This window comes from Paracoccus sp. S1E-3, from assembly GCF_013868135.1.
Lineage (GTDB): Bacteria > Pseudomonadota > Alphaproteobacteria > Rhodobacterales > Rhodobacteraceae > Paracoccus.
This window is the reverse complement of the sequence record NZ_JACEMU010000004.1, coordinates 1189043-1207305: the sequence shown is the minus strand read 5'-3', so window position 1 is coordinate 1207305 and position 18263 is coordinate 1189043. Positions and strand designations below refer to the sequence as shown.

16 protein-coding genes, 1 tRNA gene and 1 pseudogene are annotated in these 18263 nt (G+C 65.9%); 8 read left to right on the top strand and 10 right to left on the bottom strand.

Features of this window, described 5'->3' with window-relative positions; genetic code table 11:
• Nucleotides 1-99: 99 nt before the first annotated feature.
• A complete protein-coding gene (locus H1S04_RS06000; protein ID WP_181744609.1) occupies nucleotides 100-558 on the top strand; it encodes an SRPBCC domain-containing protein in 459 nt (152 codons plus the stop codon).
• Between the two features lie 112 nt (nucleotides 559-670).
• Here H1S04_RS06000 and H1S04_RS05995 read toward each other — a convergent pair.
• Both H1S04_RS05995 and H1S04_RS05990 read right to left on the bottom strand, forming a co-directional pair.
• Nucleotides 671-844 (bottom strand): annotated as a pseudogene (locus tag H1S04_RS05995) (DUF2270 domain-containing protein); the annotation flags it as partial.
• Nucleotides 845-939: 95 nt separating this feature from the next.
• Complete coding sequence (locus H1S04_RS05990; protein ID WP_181745413.1) at nucleotides 940-1512, bottom strand: thymidine kinase; 573 nt, start codon at nucleotides 1510-1512, stop codon at nucleotides 940-942.
• A 283-nt stretch (nucleotides 1513-1795) separates the two neighbouring features.
• Here H1S04_RS05990 and H1S04_RS05985 point away from each other — a divergent pair, with 283 nt between their 5' ends.
• The gene (locus H1S04_RS05985; protein ID WP_181744608.1) at nucleotides 1796-2989 is read left to right on the top strand and encodes a multidrug effflux MFS transporter; all 1194 of its coding nucleotides are present in this window, start codon (nucleotides 1796-1798) and stop codon (nucleotides 2987-2989) included.
• Nucleotides 2990-3045: 56 nt separating this feature from the next.
• Here the strand turns inward: H1S04_RS05985 and H1S04_RS05980 are convergent, their stop codons facing one another.
• Complete coding sequence (locus tag H1S04_RS05980; RefSeq protein ID WP_370470469.1) at nucleotides 3046-4422, bottom strand: DEAD/DEAH box helicase; 1377 nt, start codon at nucleotides 4420-4422, stop codon at nucleotides 3046-3048.
• Nucleotides 4423-4733: 311 nt separating this feature from the next.
• Complete coding sequence (gene dtd / locus H1S04_RS05975; protein WP_181744607.1) at nucleotides 4734-5183, bottom strand: D-aminoacyl-tRNA deacylase; 450 nt, start codon at nucleotides 5181-5183, stop codon at nucleotides 4734-4736.
• 188 nt (nucleotides 5184-5371) lie between these two features.
• Between dtd and H1S04_RS05970 the strand changes: the two genes are divergently transcribed.
• A complete protein-coding gene (locus H1S04_RS05970; protein WP_181744606.1) occupies nucleotides 5372-6271 on the top strand; it encodes a cation diffusion facilitator family transporter in 900 nt (299 codons plus the stop codon).
• A gap of 21 nt (nucleotides 6272-6292) precedes the next feature.
• Here H1S04_RS05970 and H1S04_RS05965 read toward each other — a convergent pair whose 3' ends face one another.
• The gene (locus H1S04_RS05965) at nucleotides 6293-7243 is read right to left on the bottom strand and encodes a 1-phosphofructokinase family hexose kinase (protein WP_181744605.1); all 951 of its coding nucleotides are present in this window, start codon (nucleotides 7241-7243) and stop codon (nucleotides 6293-6295) included.
• Nucleotides 7240-7647 carry a metallopeptidase family protein gene (locus H1S04_RS05960; RefSeq protein ID WP_181744604.1) on the bottom strand — a complete coding sequence of 136 codons (408 nt, stop codon included), beginning with the start codon at nucleotides 7645-7647 and terminating at the stop codon, nucleotides 7240-7242. The genes H1S04_RS05965 and H1S04_RS05960 overlap by 4 nt, the downstream gene beginning before the upstream one ends.
• Nucleotides 7648-7728: 81 nt before the next feature.
• Here H1S04_RS05960 and gltX point away from each other — a divergent pair, with 81 nt between their 5' ends.
• Nucleotides 7729-9051: a glutamate--tRNA ligase gene (gene gltX / locus H1S04_RS05955; RefSeq protein ID WP_181744603.1), complete on the top strand. Its 1323-nt coding sequence runs from the start codon at nucleotides 7729-7731 to the stop codon at nucleotides 9049-9051.
• A gap of 84 nt (nucleotides 9052-9135) precedes the next feature.
• Nucleotides 9136-10533 (top strand): hypothetical protein, encoded by a 1398-nt coding sequence (locus tag H1S04_RS05950; protein WP_181744602.1) that lies wholly within the window; start codon nucleotides 9136-9138, stop codon nucleotides 10531-10533.
• A gap of 80 nt (nucleotides 10534-10613) precedes the next feature.
• Here the strand turns inward: H1S04_RS05950 and H1S04_RS05945 are convergent, their stop codons facing one another.
• Nucleotides 10614-11057: a hypothetical protein gene (locus tag H1S04_RS05945; protein ID WP_181744601.1), complete on the bottom strand. Its 444-nt coding sequence runs from the start codon at nucleotides 11055-11057 to the stop codon at nucleotides 10614-10616.
• 2 nt (nucleotides 11058-11059) lie between these two features.
• The gene (locus H1S04_RS05940) at nucleotides 11060-12166 is read right to left on the bottom strand and encodes an agmatine/peptidylarginine deiminase (protein ID WP_181744600.1); all 1107 of its coding nucleotides are present in this window, start codon (nucleotides 12164-12166) and stop codon (nucleotides 11060-11062) included.
• Between the two features lie 222 nt (nucleotides 12167-12388).
• Between H1S04_RS05940 and H1S04_RS05935 the strand changes: the two genes are divergently transcribed.
• Together H1S04_RS05935 and H1S04_RS05930 are read left to right on the top strand one after the other, a co-directional pair.
• Nucleotides 12389-12465: transfer RNA gene (locus tag H1S04_RS05935), tRNA-Met, on the top strand.
• Nucleotides 12466-12621: 156 nt separating this feature from the next.
• Nucleotides 12622-13509, top strand: coding sequence for a hypothetical protein (locus H1S04_RS05930; RefSeq protein WP_181745411.1), 888 nt, complete (start codon nucleotides 12622-12624; stop codon nucleotides 13507-13509).
• Nucleotides 13510-13560: 51 nt separating this feature from the next.
• On the opposite strand, the gene H1S04_RS05925 is transcribed toward H1S04_RS05930, so the two are convergent.
• Complete coding sequence (locus H1S04_RS05925) at nucleotides 13561-15723, bottom strand: esterase-like activity of phytase family protein (RefSeq protein ID WP_181744599.1); 2163 nt, start codon at nucleotides 15721-15723, stop codon at nucleotides 13561-13563.
• Between the two features lie 343 nt (nucleotides 15724-16066).
• Between H1S04_RS05925 and H1S04_RS05920 the strand changes: the two genes are divergently transcribed.
• On the top strand, nucleotides 16067-16558 hold the full coding sequence (locus H1S04_RS05920) for a hypothetical protein (protein WP_181744598.1): 492 nt from the start codon (nucleotides 16067-16069) through the stop codon (nucleotides 16556-16558).
• Between the two features lie 176 nt (nucleotides 16559-16734).
• Here the strand turns inward: H1S04_RS05920 and H1S04_RS05915 are convergent, their stop codons facing one another.
• Complete coding sequence (locus H1S04_RS05915) at nucleotides 16735-18183, bottom strand: aldehyde dehydrogenase (RefSeq protein ID WP_181744597.1); 1449 nt, start codon at nucleotides 18181-18183, stop codon at nucleotides 16735-16737.
• Nucleotides 18184-18263 lie beyond the last annotated feature (80 nt).

The following is an 18263-nucleotide window of genomic DNA, read 5'->3' as shown; positions in this document are numbered from 1 at the left end:
TGGGCCGGGTGGCCGGATTTTGCCGAAGGAATACCGCATGACGCCGGCTGTCGCAACGATGCCATTCGCGCTAGGCTTGTCCCGCAAAGGAGAGACGCCATGACCATCACCGCCGCCGACATGGACTTCACCGTCTTCTGCATCTTCGACCACCCGGCCCCGATCGTGTTCGAGGCCGTGGCCGATCCCGACCAGCTGTCGCAGCATTTCACCATGGGCGGCGCCCGCGGCCGGATGCAGGCGGGCGCCACCGTTACCTGGGAATTTGCCGATTTTTCTGGGGCTTTCGACGTATCTGTGATCGAAGCCGCCCCCGGCCGCCGGCTCGTCTTCGACTGGCCCGACCATGCCGGGGAAGGCACGAACCGTGTCACTTTCACCTTCGACGAATTCACCCCCGGACGTACCCGCGTCGAGGTGACCGAGACAGGCTGGCAGCCTACGCCCGAGGGCCTGCAATCCGCTTACGGAAACGTGATGGGCTGGAGCTATATGCTGGCCGCGATGCGGGTGTGGCTGGACCATCATATCGCGACCCGTCCCGGCATGTTCCGCTGACGCCTCAGCCCATGCCCAGAGGGTCGCGCCGCAGCTTCGCCCGGCGCGAATCCGCCCGCGCGCTGAGGATCGAGATCGCCCCCCAGCTGAGGCACTAGACCGCGCCCATACCCAGCACCAGCGGCAGGGGCGAGGCCTGCGGCGAGGAATAGGTGATCGACAGCGCCGCCCCCAGCGTAACCACTGACCAGTTGGTGGTGGTGTCGAGCCGTGTCCGCCAGATGGTCGAGCGATAGACTTCGCCGCGATAAAGGTGCACGATGGCGCCGATCTCCGCCGGGTCCAGTCGCCGGTGACGGGTCTTCTGCCCTTCATTCTATCCCGCGTCCCCCCTGCTGATCAGAGTGACAGGGAAGGGCCAATGCGGCAAGAATTTCCGGCCTAGGCGCCGACGGCCTCGCGCCAATGACGGCGACAGAGCGACAGATAGGTCTCGTTCCCGCCGACCTGCACCTGATCGCCATCGGTGACGACGCTGCCATCGGGCGCGCGACGGATCACCATCGTGGCCTTGCGACCGCAATGGCAGATCGTGCGCACCTCGCGCAGATCGTCGGCAAGCGCCAGAAGTGCCGCCGATCCGGGGAACAGCTCGCCCCGGAAATCGACCCGCAACCCGTAGGCCATGACCGGTATGCCCAGATCGTCGGCCACGCGTGCCAGCTGCCAAACCTGATCAGGCGTGAGAAACTGCGCCTCATCCACGAATACGCAGGCCAGATCGCGCCCGTCATCCGCGATCAACGCAAACAGATCCGCCTGCGAATCGAATGCCGTGGCCGGGGCGGCGATGCCGATCCGCGATCCGATCAGCCCATGCCCTGCCCGATCATCCAGCGAGGCGATCAGCAGGAGGGTCTGCATCCCGCGCTCGCGATAGTTATAACTGGCCTGCAAAAGCAGCGTGCTTTTGCCGGCATTCATGGTCGAATAGTGGAAATACAGCTTGGCCATGCCCCGCCCGATACCAACCCGCAAAAGCCACGGCAACGCTCTTTCATTCTGGCTTGAATATCCTCGGGGGTACCAGCCGAGGCCAGTGGACCCGGTGGACGCGCAACGGGGCAGACACCCCGTTCGGGCCTGTCACTCAAATGGCACGCCTGTCGTGATCCCGCATGGCAGGGGTTGCGTCAGAATGCCGCAGATGCCAGAAGCGCCTTCTGGCGGCGGTGGCTTCATCAAACGCGCGATTCCGCGCCGTCCTTTTCCATATCCGCATATTCAGGTGATCACGATGCGTGACCCGCTGTTCCGCATGGCCCTCGTCCTGGGTCTTCTTTCCGCCGTCGGTCCGTTCGCGATCGACATGTATCTGCCCGCCCTCCCCGAGGTGGCGGCGGATCTTCACACCACCGAGGCCGGCGCCGCGCGGACACTGACCTCCTATTTCATCGTCTTCGGTTTCGCGCAGATGATCTATGGCCCCATGGCCGATGCGATCGGGCGCAAGAAGCCGCTGGTGCTGGGTGTGGCGATCTTTCTGATCGGCACGGTCGGTGCTGCAATGGCGCCCGACATCGGCTGGCTGGTCGCCGCGCGCGGCATTCAGGGTCTGGGTGCTGCCACGCTGATGGCGGTGCCGCGTGCGGTGATCCGCGACATGGCCAGCGGGCCGGAGGCAGCGAAGATGATGGCGGCAATCATGATCGTCATCGCCATCTCGCCCATGTTGGCGCCGCTTACCGGATCGTTGGTCATGGCCTGGGGGGGCTGGCGGGAAATCTTCGCCGTTCTGGGCATCGCCGCCTTCATCAGCCTTGGGTTGATCCTGTTCGTGCTGCCGGAAACGCTGCCCGTGGATCAGCGCCAGCCGGTCCGGCTGGACGTGATGCTGGCGGCCGCCCGGCGCCTGCTGGGGGATCGGCGCTTCATGGGGCTGACGATGATCGGCGGCTTCGGCATGGCCAGCTTCTTCGTCTTCCTGGCATCGGCCAGCTTTGTCTATACGCGGCAATATGGCCTCAGCGAGACGGGCTTCTCGATCGCCTTCGCCGTGAATGCCATCGGCTTCTTCACCGCCTCGCAATTCGCCGCCCGCCTGGCCGAGCGTTTCGGGATGGAGCGGGTGATCTCGCTGGCCATCACCGGCTTCGCCGGCACCATGCTGGCGCTGACCGCGATCGTCTGGGCGGGCCTCGACGGGCTGCCGGTGGTCATGGCGGGGCTGTTCGTCGGCAATGCCTTCCTGGGGCTGGTGATGCCGACGGCCATGGTGATGTCGCTGGACCCGCATCCCGATATTGCGGGGCTGGCCTCGTCCATCGGGGGCACGTTCCAGATGTTGACCGGCGGGGTGATGATCAGCGTGGTCGGGCCGTTCATGGACAATAGCGCCGCGACCATGGTGCCGGCCATTGCCCTTTGCGCGGTGCTGGCCTGGCTGGCGGCGGCGGCCTCGTTGCCACGGCTGCGGCTGAGAAGAACCTGAACGAAAAACGCCGCCGGGTTGCCCCCGGCGGCGTTCTGTCCTGTCTGATCAGATCCTCAGCCCCGCTGTTCCGCCTTCGGACGACGCGAGGGGCGGCGTGCGGCGCGCTTCTGCGGCGCGGCCTCGCCACCCTGACGGGGCTTCGGCGCACCGCGACCGCGCCCCTGCGGGGGCGCTTTGCGCTCGACCGGAGGCTCGCCACCGATCACCGGGATCTGCGCCTTCATCGCCTTTTCGATGTCGCGCAGCTCGCCGATTTCGCCCGGCGCGCAGAAGGCCACGGCGCGGCCATCGCGACCGGCGCGGGCGGTTCGCCCGATCCGGTGGACATAGTTTTCCGCGACATTCGGCAGGTCGAAGTTATAGACATGCGCGACTTCGGGGATGTCCAGACCGCGCGCGGCCACGTCGGTGGCCACCAGCACCTGCGTCTTGCCCTCGCGGAACGAGCTCAGCGCCCGTTCGCGTTGACCCTGCGACTTGTTGCCGTGGATCGCGGCGACCGAGAAGCCCCATTTCTCCAGCAGCTTCGCCAGCTTCTCCGAGCCATATTTGGTCCGGCCGAAGACGATGGCCAGTTCGCCGGGATGTTTGGACATGTATTCCGCCAGCAGCGAGGCCTTGTCGCCCTGATTGACGAAATGAACGCCCTGCGCGATCTTCTCGGCGGCGCGGCCGGGGGGGTTGGCCTGAACGCGGACCGGGTTGGTCAGATAGGTGCTGGCCAGTTCCTCCATCAGCTTCGGCATGGTGGCCGAGAACAGCAGCGTCTGGCGCGAGCGCGGCAGCGTCCGCGCGATGCGGCGCAGCGCGTGGATGAAGCCGATATCCAGCATCTGGTCGGCCTCGTCCAGCACCAAATATTCGGTCTTGGACAGGTCGACCGCGTGGCGGTCCAGAAGGTCGATCAGACGACCCGGCGTGGCGATCAGCACATCGACGCCACGTTCCAGACGGGAGATCTGCGTGTTGATCGAGGCGCCGCCGACCACGCGGAAGGCGCGGATCGGGGTGCCTTCGGCAAAGCTTTCAACCGCTGCCGCGATCTGGGTGGCCAGTTCGCGGGTCGGCGCCAGGATCAGCGCGCGGCAGCTTTTCGGATCCGGCTTGCGGCCATGGGCGATCAGCCGGGTCAGCATTGGCAACGAAAAAGCCGCCGTCTTGCCGGTTCCGGTCTGGGCGAGACCCATCAGGTCCTTGCCCTCGACGATATGCGGAATGGCCTGCGCCTGAATGGGCGTAGGTTCCGTCAGGCCCATCGGGCCAAGGTTTGCGTTGATGCGGGGATCGATCCCCATATCAAAGAAGGGGCCAACGGTCACCGGATCGCGCGCGGGCGCGCGGCGGGCGTTGACGTCGGTGGGACGGGCGGCGCGCGGCGCGCCCGGACGGGGTTTCTGACCGCGGCGCGGGCGGCGATATTCATTTTCCATTTTTCTTACACTTCATTCCGACCGCGCACCCGTATCGGGCGCGGCGCTGCGGCATCCGCCGCAAAAGGGGTGCGGGCCATGATACGGCGGCCCGGCGGTGCCCCTGCGTGTCGGTGGGAACCTGTGGTGACCCGACGCGACTGGCTGCACACGCGGCAGCACGCGAAACGGATTTGACGCTAGATGAGGGCAGATGCCTGAAAAGTCAAGTTCCATGGCCGGTTCAAAAGGGAAGATGCCGCCCAACGGCGACTGCGCGGGGCGCAGGGCCGCGCGGCAGGCATCCCGTCGCGCAGCGGGTCGCGCCGTGCTCAGCTGCGGTCGGCGCTGTCGAGCCAGATGGCGACCGGCCCGCTATTGGTCAGTGCGACCTGCATGTCGGCGCCGAATTCGCCCATGGCGACGGGAATGCCCAGATCGCCCAGGGCGCCGGCGAAGGCCTGGTAAAGCGCCTCGCCCAGTTCGGGGGCGGCGGCGCTGGAAAAGCCCGGCCGGTTGCCCGAGCGGGTATCGGCGGCGAGGGTGAACTGGCTGACCACCAATGCCTCGCCCCCGGTATCCAGAACCGATCTGTTCATTTTGCCGCCCTCGTCCCGGAAAATGCGCAGCCGCGCCACCCGCGCCGCGAGTTTTTCGGCGGTGGCCGCGTCGTCGCCCTGCATGGCGCAGACCAACACCAGCAGGCCAGGACCGATCTGGCCGGTCACTCGGCCATCGACGGTGACGGATGCGTCCGAGACGCGTTGGATTAGGGCGCGCATGGGCCGGGGCTTTCGGTCAGAAACAGGCCCGGCCTGAATGGCACGAGGGGCGCGGGCCCGCAATCTGCTTCGGGCTTCATCCGATCGGTGTGGCACCTTCAGCTTGTGGGGAAGGCAGAAGCGGGGCTGCACCCGGTCGGCGGCAAGTTTGGGCTGGCCGGGTTTTGGGACCCACGCTAAGAAGCGGCATGGAACGCTTGTCGACACAGACCCTTGCAATCGGCTCGGTCATCGTCTCGCTGCTGGTGCTGGTGCTGGCGCTGAAAATAGGGGCGTGGTGGCTGACGGGGTCGGTCGCGCTCTATTCCGATGCGCTGGAATCGCTGGTCAACGTGGTCGGCGCGCTGATCGCCTGGGTGGCGCTGCGCTATGCCCAGAAGCCGCCGGACCGCGGGCATAATTACGGGCATTACAAGGCCGAATATTTCTCGGCCGTGGCCGAGGGCAGTATGATCATCATCGCCGCCCTGCTGATCGTGGGCGCGGCGGTTTCGTCGATTTCCGACCCCGGAAAGCCCGATCTCGGCCCGGTGGGGCTGGGCGTCAACGCCATTGCCATGATCGTCAACCTGAGCTGGGCGCGGGTGCTGATCGCGGCCGCCAACAAGCGCAGCTCGCCCGCCCTGCTGGCCAGCGGCCGCCACCTGATGAGCGATGTCTGGACCTCGGCAGGCGTTCTGGTGGGGCTGGTCGCGGCCAGCCTGACCGGCTGGCTGATTCTCGACCCGATTCTGGCCATTCTGGTGGCGCTGAACATCCTGCGCGAGGGTTCGCTGGTGGTGCTGACCTCGCTGGACGGGCTGATGGACCGCGCATTGGGCCGCAGCGAGCAGGACCAGATCCGCGACATCATCCAGAAATCGCTGGACGGGGCGCTGCAGGTCCATGACCTCAAGACGCGTGCGGCCGGGCAGGCGACCTTTGTGGAGTTTCATTTGGTGGTCGACAGCGACATGACCGTGCGCCGCTCGCACGCCATCTGCGACCGGATCGAGGGCGCCATCCACGACGAATTCCCCGGCGCCACCGTCACCATCCATGTCGAGCCGGACAACAAGCTGAAGCCCACGGGGATCGTGCCGATCTGAAGGCCGATCGCAGGGTCACGGTCAGATCGGGGTCACCACCCGCGCGGCGAAAAGCCGTTCGACATCGGCGGCGCGGCACAGCTCGGTCGCGGGCGTCATGCAGGTGGCCGAGGCCATCGCCGCCCCCATTCCCAGCGCATCGGGCGTCGCCAGCCCCCGCGCCCGTCCCAGCGCGAAACCGGCGACGAAACTGTCGCCCGCACCGACCTTGCTGACCACCTCGACCTTCGCGGCCTCGGCATGCCAGGCGCCTTCGGGCGCTGCGATGATATTGCCGTCACCGCCGCGCGCCACGATCACCGACTGCGCGGCACCCGCCGCGACCAGCGAGGCCGCGAAGCGCGCGGTATCGGCGCGTTCGGCCAGGGGGCGACCGGCGAGGCCCTCGGCCTCCTCGCGGTCCATGCGCAGCAGTGCGAAACGGTGGCCGCCCGAGGCGACCGCGCGCAGCGCCGCCCCCGAGGTGTCAACGATCAGCCCGGCACCGCGCGTCGCCAGCCGCGCGCTCAGAAGGGCCGCGTAATCGTCCGGCACGCCCGGCGGGTTCGACCCCGACAGCACCACCAGCCCGTCCGACTGCACCGCCTGCAGGATATGCGCGACGGATTTGCCGACATCCGCCGATTGCCATTGCGGTCCCGGCATCACGAAGCGGTATTGCAGCTTGCTGTCACGGTCCATCACTGCCAGCGACTGCCGCGTTTCGCCCGGTGCGCGCATCTCGCGCCAGTCGAGGCCGCCGGCTTCCAGCAGTTCGGCGATGCGCCGGCCGGTGGTGCCGCCGAGCGCCACGAAAGCGGTCGACTGGCCGCCCACGATGCTGATGGCGCGGCTGACATTGATGCCCCCGCCGCCAGGATCGACCACCGGCGCGTCGCAGCGCAGCTTGATATCCGGTTCCACCTTCGCGGTGCCGGTCGAGATATCGAGCGCCGGGTTCAGCGTGACCGTCAGGATCGGCGCCTGGTTCATTCCCACCACCGATCGATGCGGGCGATGTCGTCATCGGACCAGCCGAAATGATGGGCCAGTTCGTGGACGGTCACATGCGCGACCAGATCGGGCAGCGCGACATCGCCGCGCTCGGCCCATTCGTCGATGATGGCGCGGCGGAACAACCAGATCGTGTCGGGGAAATGCTGGGGCGAGGACGGCGATTTTTCGGTCATCGGCACCCCGTCATAGATGCCGGTCAGTTCCAGCGGGTCGTCGATCTCCAACTCGTCCAGCATGGCGTCATCGGCGAAATCCTCGACCCGCAGGATCACGTCCTTCGCATGCGGCGCGAAGGCCGCGGGCAGGGTGGCGATCACCTGACGGGCAATCGCCTCGATGTCATCGTTCGATGGTGCGGCGCGGTCGGTCCAGTCGGTCATCTTCTTCCCCCGGTTACAGCCCCTGATATGGACAAAATCGCCCCCATGTGAAAGAGCAAGCGGGTCCAAAGGAACACAGCCATGACCACCACCCGCTTTGCGCCCTCGCCCACGGGGCATATCCATGTCGGCAACCTGCGCGCGGCGCTGTTCAACTATCTGATCGCGCGCAAGGCCGGGGGCACCTTCATCCTGCGCTTCGACGATACCGACCGCGAGCGCTCGAAGCAGGAATACATGGACGGGATCAAGCGCGATCTGGAATGGCTGGGCATCAGCTGGGACCGGATCGAGCAGCAGTCCAAGCGGCTGGACCGCTATGCCGCCGTGGCCGAGGATCTGCGCGGCAAGGGCAAGCTTTATGAGGTGTTCGAAAGCCCGACCGAACTGGACCTGAAGCGCAAGAAACAGCTGAACATGGGCAAGCCACCGGTTTACGACCGCGCCGGGCTGAATCTGTCCGAGGAGGACAAGGCCAAGCTGCGCGCCGAAGGGCGGGCGGGCTATTGGCGCTTCCTGCTGGATCAGAACCGGATCGAGTGGAATGACGGCATTCTGGGTCCGATCTCGATCGACGCGGCCTCGGTCAGCGATCCGGTGCTGATCAAGCATGACGGTCAGGTGCTGTATACCTTCGCTTCCTCGGTCGACGACGTTGACATGGGCGTGACGGACATCGTGCGCGGCGCCGACCACGTGACCAATACCGCGACCCAGATCCAGATCATCGAGGCGATCGGCGGCAAGGTGCCGAATTTCGCCCATCACAGCCTGCTGACCGGCGCGCAGGGCGAGGAACTGTCGAAGCGGCTCGGCTCGCTGGCGATCAAGGACCTCCGCGAGACGGGTGTCGCGCCCGAGGCGCTGGTGTCGATGATGTCGCGGCTCGGCTCGTCGCAGCCGGTGGAGCTGCTGTCGATGGACGAGATCGCCGACAGCTTCGATCTGTCCCATTTCGGCGCCTCGCCGACGAAATTCGATGCCGAAGACCTCTGGCCGCTAACCCGCCATCGCAACCAGCACCTGCCCTTCGCGGCGGTGCAGGAGCGCATCAAGGCGCTTGGCGTCCCGGACGATCAGGCCGAACGCTTCTGGCGTGTCGCCAGCCATAACATCACCAAACTGGATGATCTGGCGGGCTGGTGGGAGATTTTCAGCAAGGGCACAGAACCCGACATCGCCCCCGAGGATGCCGATTTCGTGGCTGAGGCCATGAAGCTGCTGCCGCCGCCGCCCTATACGGATGCGACCTGGGGCGAATGGACGGCTGCCGTGAAGGACGCCACTGGCCGCAAGGGCAAGGGCCTGTTCATGCCGCTGCGCAAGGCGGTGACGGGGCAGGCCTCGGGGCCGGAAATGGCCGATGTGATGCCGCTTCTGCAGGTTGTGAAGGCGCGGGGGTAGGAATTGGTGCGGCAGGTATCCTGGCTGTTTGCCCTGCTTCTGGCCGCAACACCGACGCTTGCCACCGAATATTGCGCCCGGCAGGTGCCGGTCTCGGGTGACTATATCCGCGGATCTTCCGGGCTGGCCAGCGGGTTTGAGCCGTCAGTAATTATCCCCGGTTTTGCATGGCCGCTGATTGATCTGAATGGAAACAGCATCCTGACCCTGAAAGACGGCATGCTGGTTCCTATGATGGATCCGCCACTGGATCAGCGGAACAAGCTGCAACCCCAAGTCGTGACATGGCCGGATGGCGAGATCTGGGCTTATGATCGTATCACCCCGCGCATGTCCCGCCTTGTGCCAGAGGCCGGCATTTTCGAGGGGCTGGGGATCGAAGTCCCAAATGACCTGACAGGATATTCGGCATCCGAGCCAGTCAGCCCCTTTGATGACCGCGCTGTTTCTCACCGTAACGTGCTCACTCCGCCGGTTTATGCCTATGTCGGTAAATTGAAGGACAAGCTGGTAGAGATTACCCAGCAGGGCGCGCTGCGGCCCGTGGTGCTTCCGCCGGACTGGTCGGCCGGAACGGGCTGGCCGCCGGTTGTGGCCGAAGGCATCGGGACCTTTCTGCGGGGCCAGGACGAAATCTGGTTCCGGCGCGACACTGACGCGCCGTGGATGCAGATTGCGCGCATCCAGAATCCGCGGGGCCTGATGACGCAGAAGCCGTTCGAGCGGCTGCAGGTGATCGGCAATCACGCGGGCGATCTGTGGCTGCTGCTCGCGGATCGTGTGCTGGTAGGGCATATGGGTGCGGATGATCCGGCCCCGGTCTTTGATTACCAACTGCCCGGCGACGTCATGTTTCATCGGCCGACCCGGCAGGTCCTGGTCTTCCCTGACCAACCCTTGTCGCAGGGATGGTTGGATCGGCCCCGCCGTCAACGCGTCACCGCGACCCACCACGAGGCGCGCCGGGGGGCGCCCGTCCCGCTTCGGGGTGATCAAATCGCACCGCGGCGTGTGGGCGGTGTGCAGCTGTCATATTCGCTTGCTCATGCGCCCAGCGGTCAGACATTGATCACACATGAGGACGGCCTGGCCGCCTATGACGGCCAGATGCTGCGCGATCTGCCGCAATTCGCCGTCAGCGGCGACACCGCAGTTTATATCAGTCAGGTGGGGAACAAGTATCTGGCCAGCTTCGTGCCTGGCGACGCATACGAGATCATGCCGGATCTGCAGCTGCGCCCGATCGACCTGCCGCAGGATGTCCCCATGGAGGACATCTTCTACAGCCAGGCGCTCCAGCGTTATGTGCTGTACGCCTATGGCTGGGACCGGATCTATACCAGCACAGATCTTGTCACGTTCCAGCCGGTATCGGGCGATTATGACCCAATCAGGGGCATTTCGGGCGATCTGCCCGCGCAGCAGGGCGTGTTGACGCATTCAGACGCGAGGGCCTATCTCGTGACGGCCTGTTCGGACTGATGCCGCGCCGCATCAGTCAGCGCGGCCAAACCCTGATCAGCCTGCAAAGTCATGGCGCACATTAAGGCAACTTGGGCTGGTTATCGGCAGACCAATTGCGATGTGCAGGCCAGATCCACATCCGCCAGCACCGCGGCGACGCCATCGCGCGCGCCGAGGCCGTCGGGATCGCAGAGATAGGGCAGATGGTCGTCCAGATAGCCCGCCATCGGCGCGCGCCAGTCGGGCGAGGATGCGACCATCTGCTCGGCCGTATAGAGAAGGTATTCGACATAGGCGCCGTAAGCTGCGATCTCTCTGGCGTCGGACATGGCGCAGAAATCGGCCTGAGCCAGTTCCGGTTTCTGCACGGTCAGGTTCAGGAACTCGCGATAGATCTCGCGCGCGGTCTGGTCGCGCTGGATGCGGTCGGCTTCGGCGATCTGGACCGGGATGATGATAAGGGCCGATAGTGCTGCAAAGGCCGTCGCAATGGCGCCGATGGCGCCCAGCGGTTCGGCGTTGCGCCGCAGCCAGCCCAGCATGATCAGACCTTCGGCTGTTCGTGCGTGGCGCAATGGATGCCACCCCCGACCTCGCCCACCGGGTCGATGTTCAGCATCACCACCTCGCGGTCCGGATAGAGATCGGCGAGGATGTCGGCGGCTTCGGCATCGGCTTCTTCGTCGCCGAACTCGGCCGCGATCACCGCGCCATTGCAGACATAGTAATTGACATAGGACGATACGAAATCCGGGCTGTCGATGCGGATATCGTAAGGCTCGGGCAGTTCGACAAGTTCCAGCCGCTGGCCACGGGCATCGGTGGCGGCTTCGAGAGTGTCATAGGCCTCGGCGGCCGCGACCGACCACGGATCGTCGGGATCCACTTCGTCGCCGATCTGGATCAGCACCTGTCCGGGCTTCACGAAACGGGCGAGGGCGTCGATATGGTAATCGGTGATGTCGGCCCCGATAATGCCGGGCGCCCAGATCAGCTTGTCCGCGCCCATGGTGTCGAGCAGCATCCGCTCGATCTCGGCGCGCGTGCCCCGGTTACGGTTTGGATTGATGAAGCTGCTTTCATGAGCGATCAGCGTGCCGTGGCCATCGGTCTCGACCCCGCCGGCCTCGCCCACAAGCCCCGCGTTGAAGACCTGAAGGCCCATGCGATCGGCCACGCGGGCGGCAATCTTGCCGTCATTCGGATGGATCTGCTTGTCGCCCCAGCCGTTGAAGTTGAACTGCGTCACCGCCAGGCCGCCCTTGCCGTCGATGACGAAGGACGGCCCCGAATCGCGGCACCACAGATCGTCGGTGGGGATGTCCCACAGCTCGATATTCTGGGACACCAGCTTGCGGATCGCCGGGTGATGCTCGGCGGCGGCCATCATCACCACCGGCTCGAATTCGGCGATGGCATTGGCGATGTCGGCGATGCTGCCCTGCAGATCGGTCAGGAAGGCCCGGTCGGAATGGACGCGGCGGTTGACCGGCCATTGCATGAAGGTCCGCTCATGCGGGTCGGTTTCTTCGGGATACCAGAAGCCGGCGGCCTTGGCCGAGGTGGCGTCGCCACCGGCCCAGCCGCGCCCCCCGAGGATGGACATACCACCGGCAGCGGCCGCGGACAGCAGAGAGTGGCGGCGGGTCATCATTCAGGGACCTGAGAAAAAGGGGAAATACAATGCGCCGACGCTATCGGTGCATCCCATCCGCGTCAAGTTGCCGCCCCCCGGCCGTCCGCTGCCTCAGGCGCCATGATCGCGACGCCCCGTCACGAAATCCCGCGCAGCCGGCTGCGATTTTCGTCAAAAACCGCTTGACGCCCCCGCCCGCCTCTCCTACATCGCCTGCACCCGAAGCGGGTCGCTTGGGGCGGAGTAGCTCAGCTGGTTAGAGCAGAGGAATCATAATCCTTGTGTCGGGGGTTCAAATCCCTCCTCCGCTACCATTTCCACCGAAATGAGAGATGGTCGTTTGCAGCCGGTGCGCAGGGCGTTCCGGCTTTTTATCGTTTCGATGGCCGGTGCCGGTTGACAGTCGGGGGCGCGGGAATGCCTAAAGCAACAGAGACTTGCGCCACGATCACAGAATGACCCGACCTGTAATGCCCAGACTGACCTTCTTCTATATTGTCGAGCCGCCGGACTATCAGATCATGGCCTGCACGCTGCTGGCGTCGATCCGCACCCATTTCGGCCCTGATGTCGCCGCCATTGGCTATTGTCCCGAACATCGCATGGGGGAACTGCACCCCGCGGTGTTCAAGGCACATGAGATCATGGGAGCCGAACTCCGCCCGATGAAGACCGAAGGCATGTGGGACGAGCCTTATCCGCATGGCAACAAGATCGTCGCCGCACTCCAGCCTCGTGACAGCGAATATTCGGCCTTCATCGACAGCGACGTGCTGTTCCTGCGCCCCAATACACCCGAAAACCTTGTCCGGCAGGGCCATGTGTCCTGTTCGGTCGCGGCCTCTATGGGGTGGGCGCCACGCGACATCTGGGATCAGGTCTATCGCGTGTTCGACATGCCCGTCCCGACCGAGCGGGTGCGCCTGATGCGGCAGCGACACCGCTCGATCCCCTATTACAGTGCCGGGCTGGTGGTCTTTCCCGAACAGGCGACGCCGCAGGGGCGGTTTGCCGATGTCTGGTATGACACCGCCCGGATGATCGACCGGGTCGAGACCATTCCCAATCGCCGCCCCTATCTGGATCAGCTGTCGCTGCCGGTGGCCATTCGGCGCTCGGGCCTGGACTGGTATCAGCTGCCGGACGCGCAGCATTTCATCCTCGGCGGCAAGCTGCGTGGCAAGGCATTACCCGAGGATATGGAGATCTCGACCGTCCATTACCGCAACGGCGCGGTCCTGGCAGAGGTCGGGCTGCGCGGCGTTGCCCAGCAGATGCTGTCACAGCAGACGGGTGTCCGTTTCGTTCGCCGGCTGACCGATGATCCGCCGGCGCGCAGGAACAAGGCTGCGCGCTGACGGACATGAAAGGCCCCGCGGTCGCGGGGCCTTTCCGGGCGGGGACGCGGTTCAGTCCAGCTTGACCGACCAGAGCAGCGTCTCGCCCGAGGCGTCGTCGACGCCGTCATTGTCGGTGACCAGCCAGGCGGTTCCATCGGGGGCGATGGTCATCCCCTCGACCTTGTCCTGCACGTAACCGCCCCAGCCCTTCAGGTCGGGGATCAGGTCGCGCAGAACCTCCTTCTGGACGAGCGGCAGCGGCGTGCCGAGGGGTGCCGGGGCCAGATCGGCCAGCTTGACCCGCGTGATCGCCTTCAGCCGGGCGCCCTCGCCGATCTGGTTGTCACGCTCGATCAGGTAAAGCGCATCGCCGTAGCGCGCCATCTCCGACAGCCCGACCCAGCCGTTATCGGTCGCCTCCAGCGGATAGAGCACCCCGGCCCATTCGCCGTTGGCAGGGTTCAGGCGCAGAAGCTTCGTCTGGCCGGCGGGGTCGTCGCCCCATTCGCGCTGCACCGCCAGCCACAGCATGCCGTCCACCAGCGCGATGCCTTCGAAACCGAAGCGCCGCGCATGGGGCGCCAGCGCTTCGGGCAGGGGAAATTCCTGCGTCACCTCGCCCGCGGCATCGACATGCAGGACCGCATGGGGAACGCCCTTTTCGTCGTTGCCTTCGGACACCAGCCAGAAGCCGCCCTGACCGTCTGCCGCAATCCCTTCCAGATCCAGCTTCTCGGCCGGGGCGCCGTTGCGGGTCACCACCGTCTTTGCGGTGATGCGTGCGGGCTGGCTGGTGGTGTCGATGCTGTAGATCGCCGGCGCCGCCGCATAGGCGCTGTCACTGACCGCATAAAGCTTGCCGGGGTCCGCCGCATCCATCGTCAGGCCGGACAGGGCGCCCCAGCCGATCGGGGCCTCGGCCTCGGCGGCGATCAGGGTCGGATAGGCCGCCGGCGCCTCCGTGCGCTGATAGAGCATCACATGGGCGCGGGCGCCCCCGTCCTCGCCCAGATCGGTTTCGTTGGCGGTGGCGAACAGGTCGCGCTGGGGGATCGCCACCAGTCCCTCGGGGCCGATGCCCGAAGGCAGGGTCTGCAGAAGCTTCGGCGCGGCGGGGTCGGCGACATCGAAGACAAAGACCACGCTGCCCCGCTCCGAGGCGACGAAGATCAGCGGCTGCTCGCCATAGCGCGCGGAGATCACAGCCTCGGGTTCGCCCCCCTTCTTGCCCGAGCGGCCCTCGGGGTAATGGCCGATCCGCATCAGTTCGCGGTCCAGCAGATTGCCGCTGTCGAAGACCACGCTGCCATCAGTCTTCCAGATGGTGAAGCCCCGGCTGCCGCCCTTCCAGTCGCCTTCATTGGCGGTAACGAAGTGTTCGTTGTCGATCCATGCCAGGGCGTCGGGTTCGCGTGGAACGCCGGTCAGCGTCGCATCTGCGCTGATGGCACCGTCCTTGGTGTCGTCGATCCCGGCGAGATCCACCGTCCCGGCGCTGAAATGCCGGGTCACGGTCCCGTCCGCGCCAATCAGCACGATGTGATTGTTTTCCTGCAAGGTGACCGCCAGTTCGCCCGCCGCGTTGAAGGCCAGATATTCCGGCTCGGGGTCCTCGGGCGCGATCTCGCTGAGGCCGGTCAGCTCGATCACCTGCTTGGCCGCGCAGTCGACGGCGCCGTCGGTGACCGGCAGGCGAACCACGAAGCCGGCGGGCGCCTGCGGCAACGCGCCGTCATTGACGTCTTCGTCGCGTTCATTCTCGATGGCGACGGCGATCATGTCGCCTGCGGCCGAAATCGCGACGCTGTCGGGCTGGCCGCCCAGATCGCAATCGGCGATCACCTTGCGGGTGGCCAGATCGACGCTGCGCAGCACGCCCGCCGGCGCCGCACGGCTGGGCGAGCGGTTCACCCCGACGAAGGCCATGCCGCCCTTGATGACCGTGGTGGTCGGCTCGCCCTCCATCGCGATATTGCCCAGCGGCCTGGGCTGGGCCGGATCGGTGATGTCGACCAGCCCGATCACCCCCAGCGGGCTGTCGGAATAGATCAGCATATTGCCGTCGTCCGACACCGCCATGATCTCGGCCGAGGTGGCGCGGGCGCGGTCTTCGCCCTCGGCCATGTTGGCGGCGGTGGCGAAGCTGGCGATGCGGTTGAAGGTTGGTTCGGCATGGGCGGGCAGGGCGGCGGCAAGCGCCACCAGAGAGGTCAGGGCAGTGCGGATCGACATGGGGTCCTCGGGGTCGGAAAGTGACGCGCGATCCTTCGCGGCTGATTGCGACACCGGCATGTCATTCCGGTATCAGCATGGTGACGGTTGCCGCTGCGAGGGGGCGCCGGCATCGGATCGGCAACTTCAGCCTTACAGGCTTAATCGCGTGCCGAACTGGCCAAAAGAACAGGTCGCGGGACCAAAGCATCAATTGCGAAAACTTTTGCCTGGGCTAATCTTCGCGGTAGGGAGTGTCGCAGACTCGGCCGGAATTTGGACTGAACGATCTGGTTATGATCTGGCCGACCCATCGAACTGGAACGCCGCCTGACAGCGTTCCTTTCTGTAGGAGGGTTACGTCTTGGCCATGACTGCTGCCTGCCAGTCGGCGAAGGTGATGCGAGCGGGCGGTCCCGGCGTCAGGACCGCTCTGCAAGACTTCGACACGGCTGATCTCCGCTTCGGAGGCAATGCCGACCCCGATCCGTCCCGCGCCGGCAGGCTGACCGCGTCTTGCTTTGCCCGCGGTGCCCCGATCCGCACATCTTCTGGCGATCGGCAGACCGAGGTGATCTCGGCCGACCGGATTCCGCCACAGGTGGAATATCTCCACCCGTTGCGCGCGCGACGCAGGGTGGTCATTGCCACCTGTGTGCAGGCCGAAATTCCCCATACCGGCGCCGAGGGGCCGCGTGGGATGACCACATCGGCGCAGGCTGACACGCGTGCGCCGTTCACCGACCCGAATGGCGGCGCTGACCCTGCACCGACGGCGCGCATCTTCGCGCCGGGACAGACGGGACGGCAACTGGCCCGGCGACATGCCAGCCACTGCCAGCGGCGTGCCAGGTAACGAGTGAACCGTTAGCGAGTCGTCGATGACGAGGATGCCGGGACGGTGCGCGAGCATACCGCCGGGCATGAAGGTAACAAGGGCCGGGCCCGCAACGGGTCCGGTCTTTGCTATTGTGGAACGGGGCGGCCGCAGGGTCCCAGGACACCGGCGCAGGACAGGACACCGGCGCAGGATCAGATCGGGTAATGCAGCGGGCCGTCCTGAATGGTGATCCATCGCAGTTCGGTAAATTCGGCGATCCCCCAATTGCCGCCGAACCGGCCATAGCCCGAGGATTTGACCCCACCGAACGGCATCTGCGCCTCGTCATGGACGGTCGGGCCGTTGATGTGGCAGATGCCGGATTCGATGCGCTTGGCGACATCCAGCGCCGCCATCACGTCGCGGCCGAACACCGCCGAGGACAGGCCGAAATCGCTTTCATTGGCGATGCGCACCGCCTCATCGACCGAGGCGGCGCGGATGATGGCGGCGATCGGGCCGAAACTTTCCTCGCTGTAAAGGCGCATCTCCGGGGTAACGTGGTCGAGCGCGGCGGCGTTCAGCATCGTGCCCTCGCCGCCCCCCGCGATCAGGCGTGCGCCCTTGGCGGTGGCGTCCTGCACCAGGTCGCGGACCCGATCAGCCGCGGCGCGCGACACCATCGAACCCAGCGGCTGTGCGCCCTCGGTGGGATCGCCGGCGGTCAGGCTGGCGACCTTGGCGGCAAAAGCCGCGACGAAGCGGTCGCCGGCGCTGCCCACGGGGATGATGCGTTCGGTGGACATGCAGATTTGCCCCTGATTCATATAGGCGCCGAAGGCCGCGGCCGCGACGGCGGCGTCGATATCGGCATCTTCCAGCACGATCAGCGGACCCTTGCCGCCCAGTTCCAGCAGCGCGGGCTTCAGGTGCCGTCCGGCCAGTTCGCCGATCACCTGACCCACACGGGTCGAGCCGGTGAAGTTCACCCGTCGCACCGCCGGTTGGGCGATCAGGGCCTCGACAAGGGCGGGGGCGTCGTCGGGCGCATTCGAAATGGCATTCAGCGTGCCCGCGGGGAAGCCTGCTTCGGCGATGGCTTCAACGATCAGCGCATGAACCTTCGGGCACAGTTCCGAGGTCTTCATCACCACCGTATTGCCGCAGGCGAGGGGCGTGGCGATGGCCCGCACCCCGAGGATCACCGGGGCATTCCACGGCGCCATGGCCAGCACCACGCCCGCCGGCTGGCGGACCGCGAAGGCGGTGGTGCCCGGCCGGTTCGAGGGCAGGATCTCGCCCTTGATCTGGGTCGTCAGGGCGGCGGCCTCGACCAGCATGTCGGCGGCCAGCATGATGTTGAAACGCGCCCATGCCTCGGTCGCGCCGATCTCGGCCTGCATCGCCGCCACGATTTCGTCGCCGCGCGCCTTGAGGTTCCGCGCGGCCGCCAGCAGCCGACTGCGCCGTTCGGCGGGGGTGGTGCGCGACCATGCGGGGAAGGCGCGGGCAGCGGCGTCGACGGCGCGGGTGGCATCGGCGAGCGAGGCGGCGGCGGCGCGGGTCACCACCGCGCCGCTGATCGGGTTTTCGCGCATGAAGCGGCGGTTATCCTCGGCCGGGATATGCTTGCCGTCGATATAGAGGTCCAGGTCTTCCATCAGATATGCTCCCTTCGCTGCGACCGGGCTGATGTGGGGGCACAGCCGCCCGATGCCCGGTATAGCCTAGGCCGAGGCGA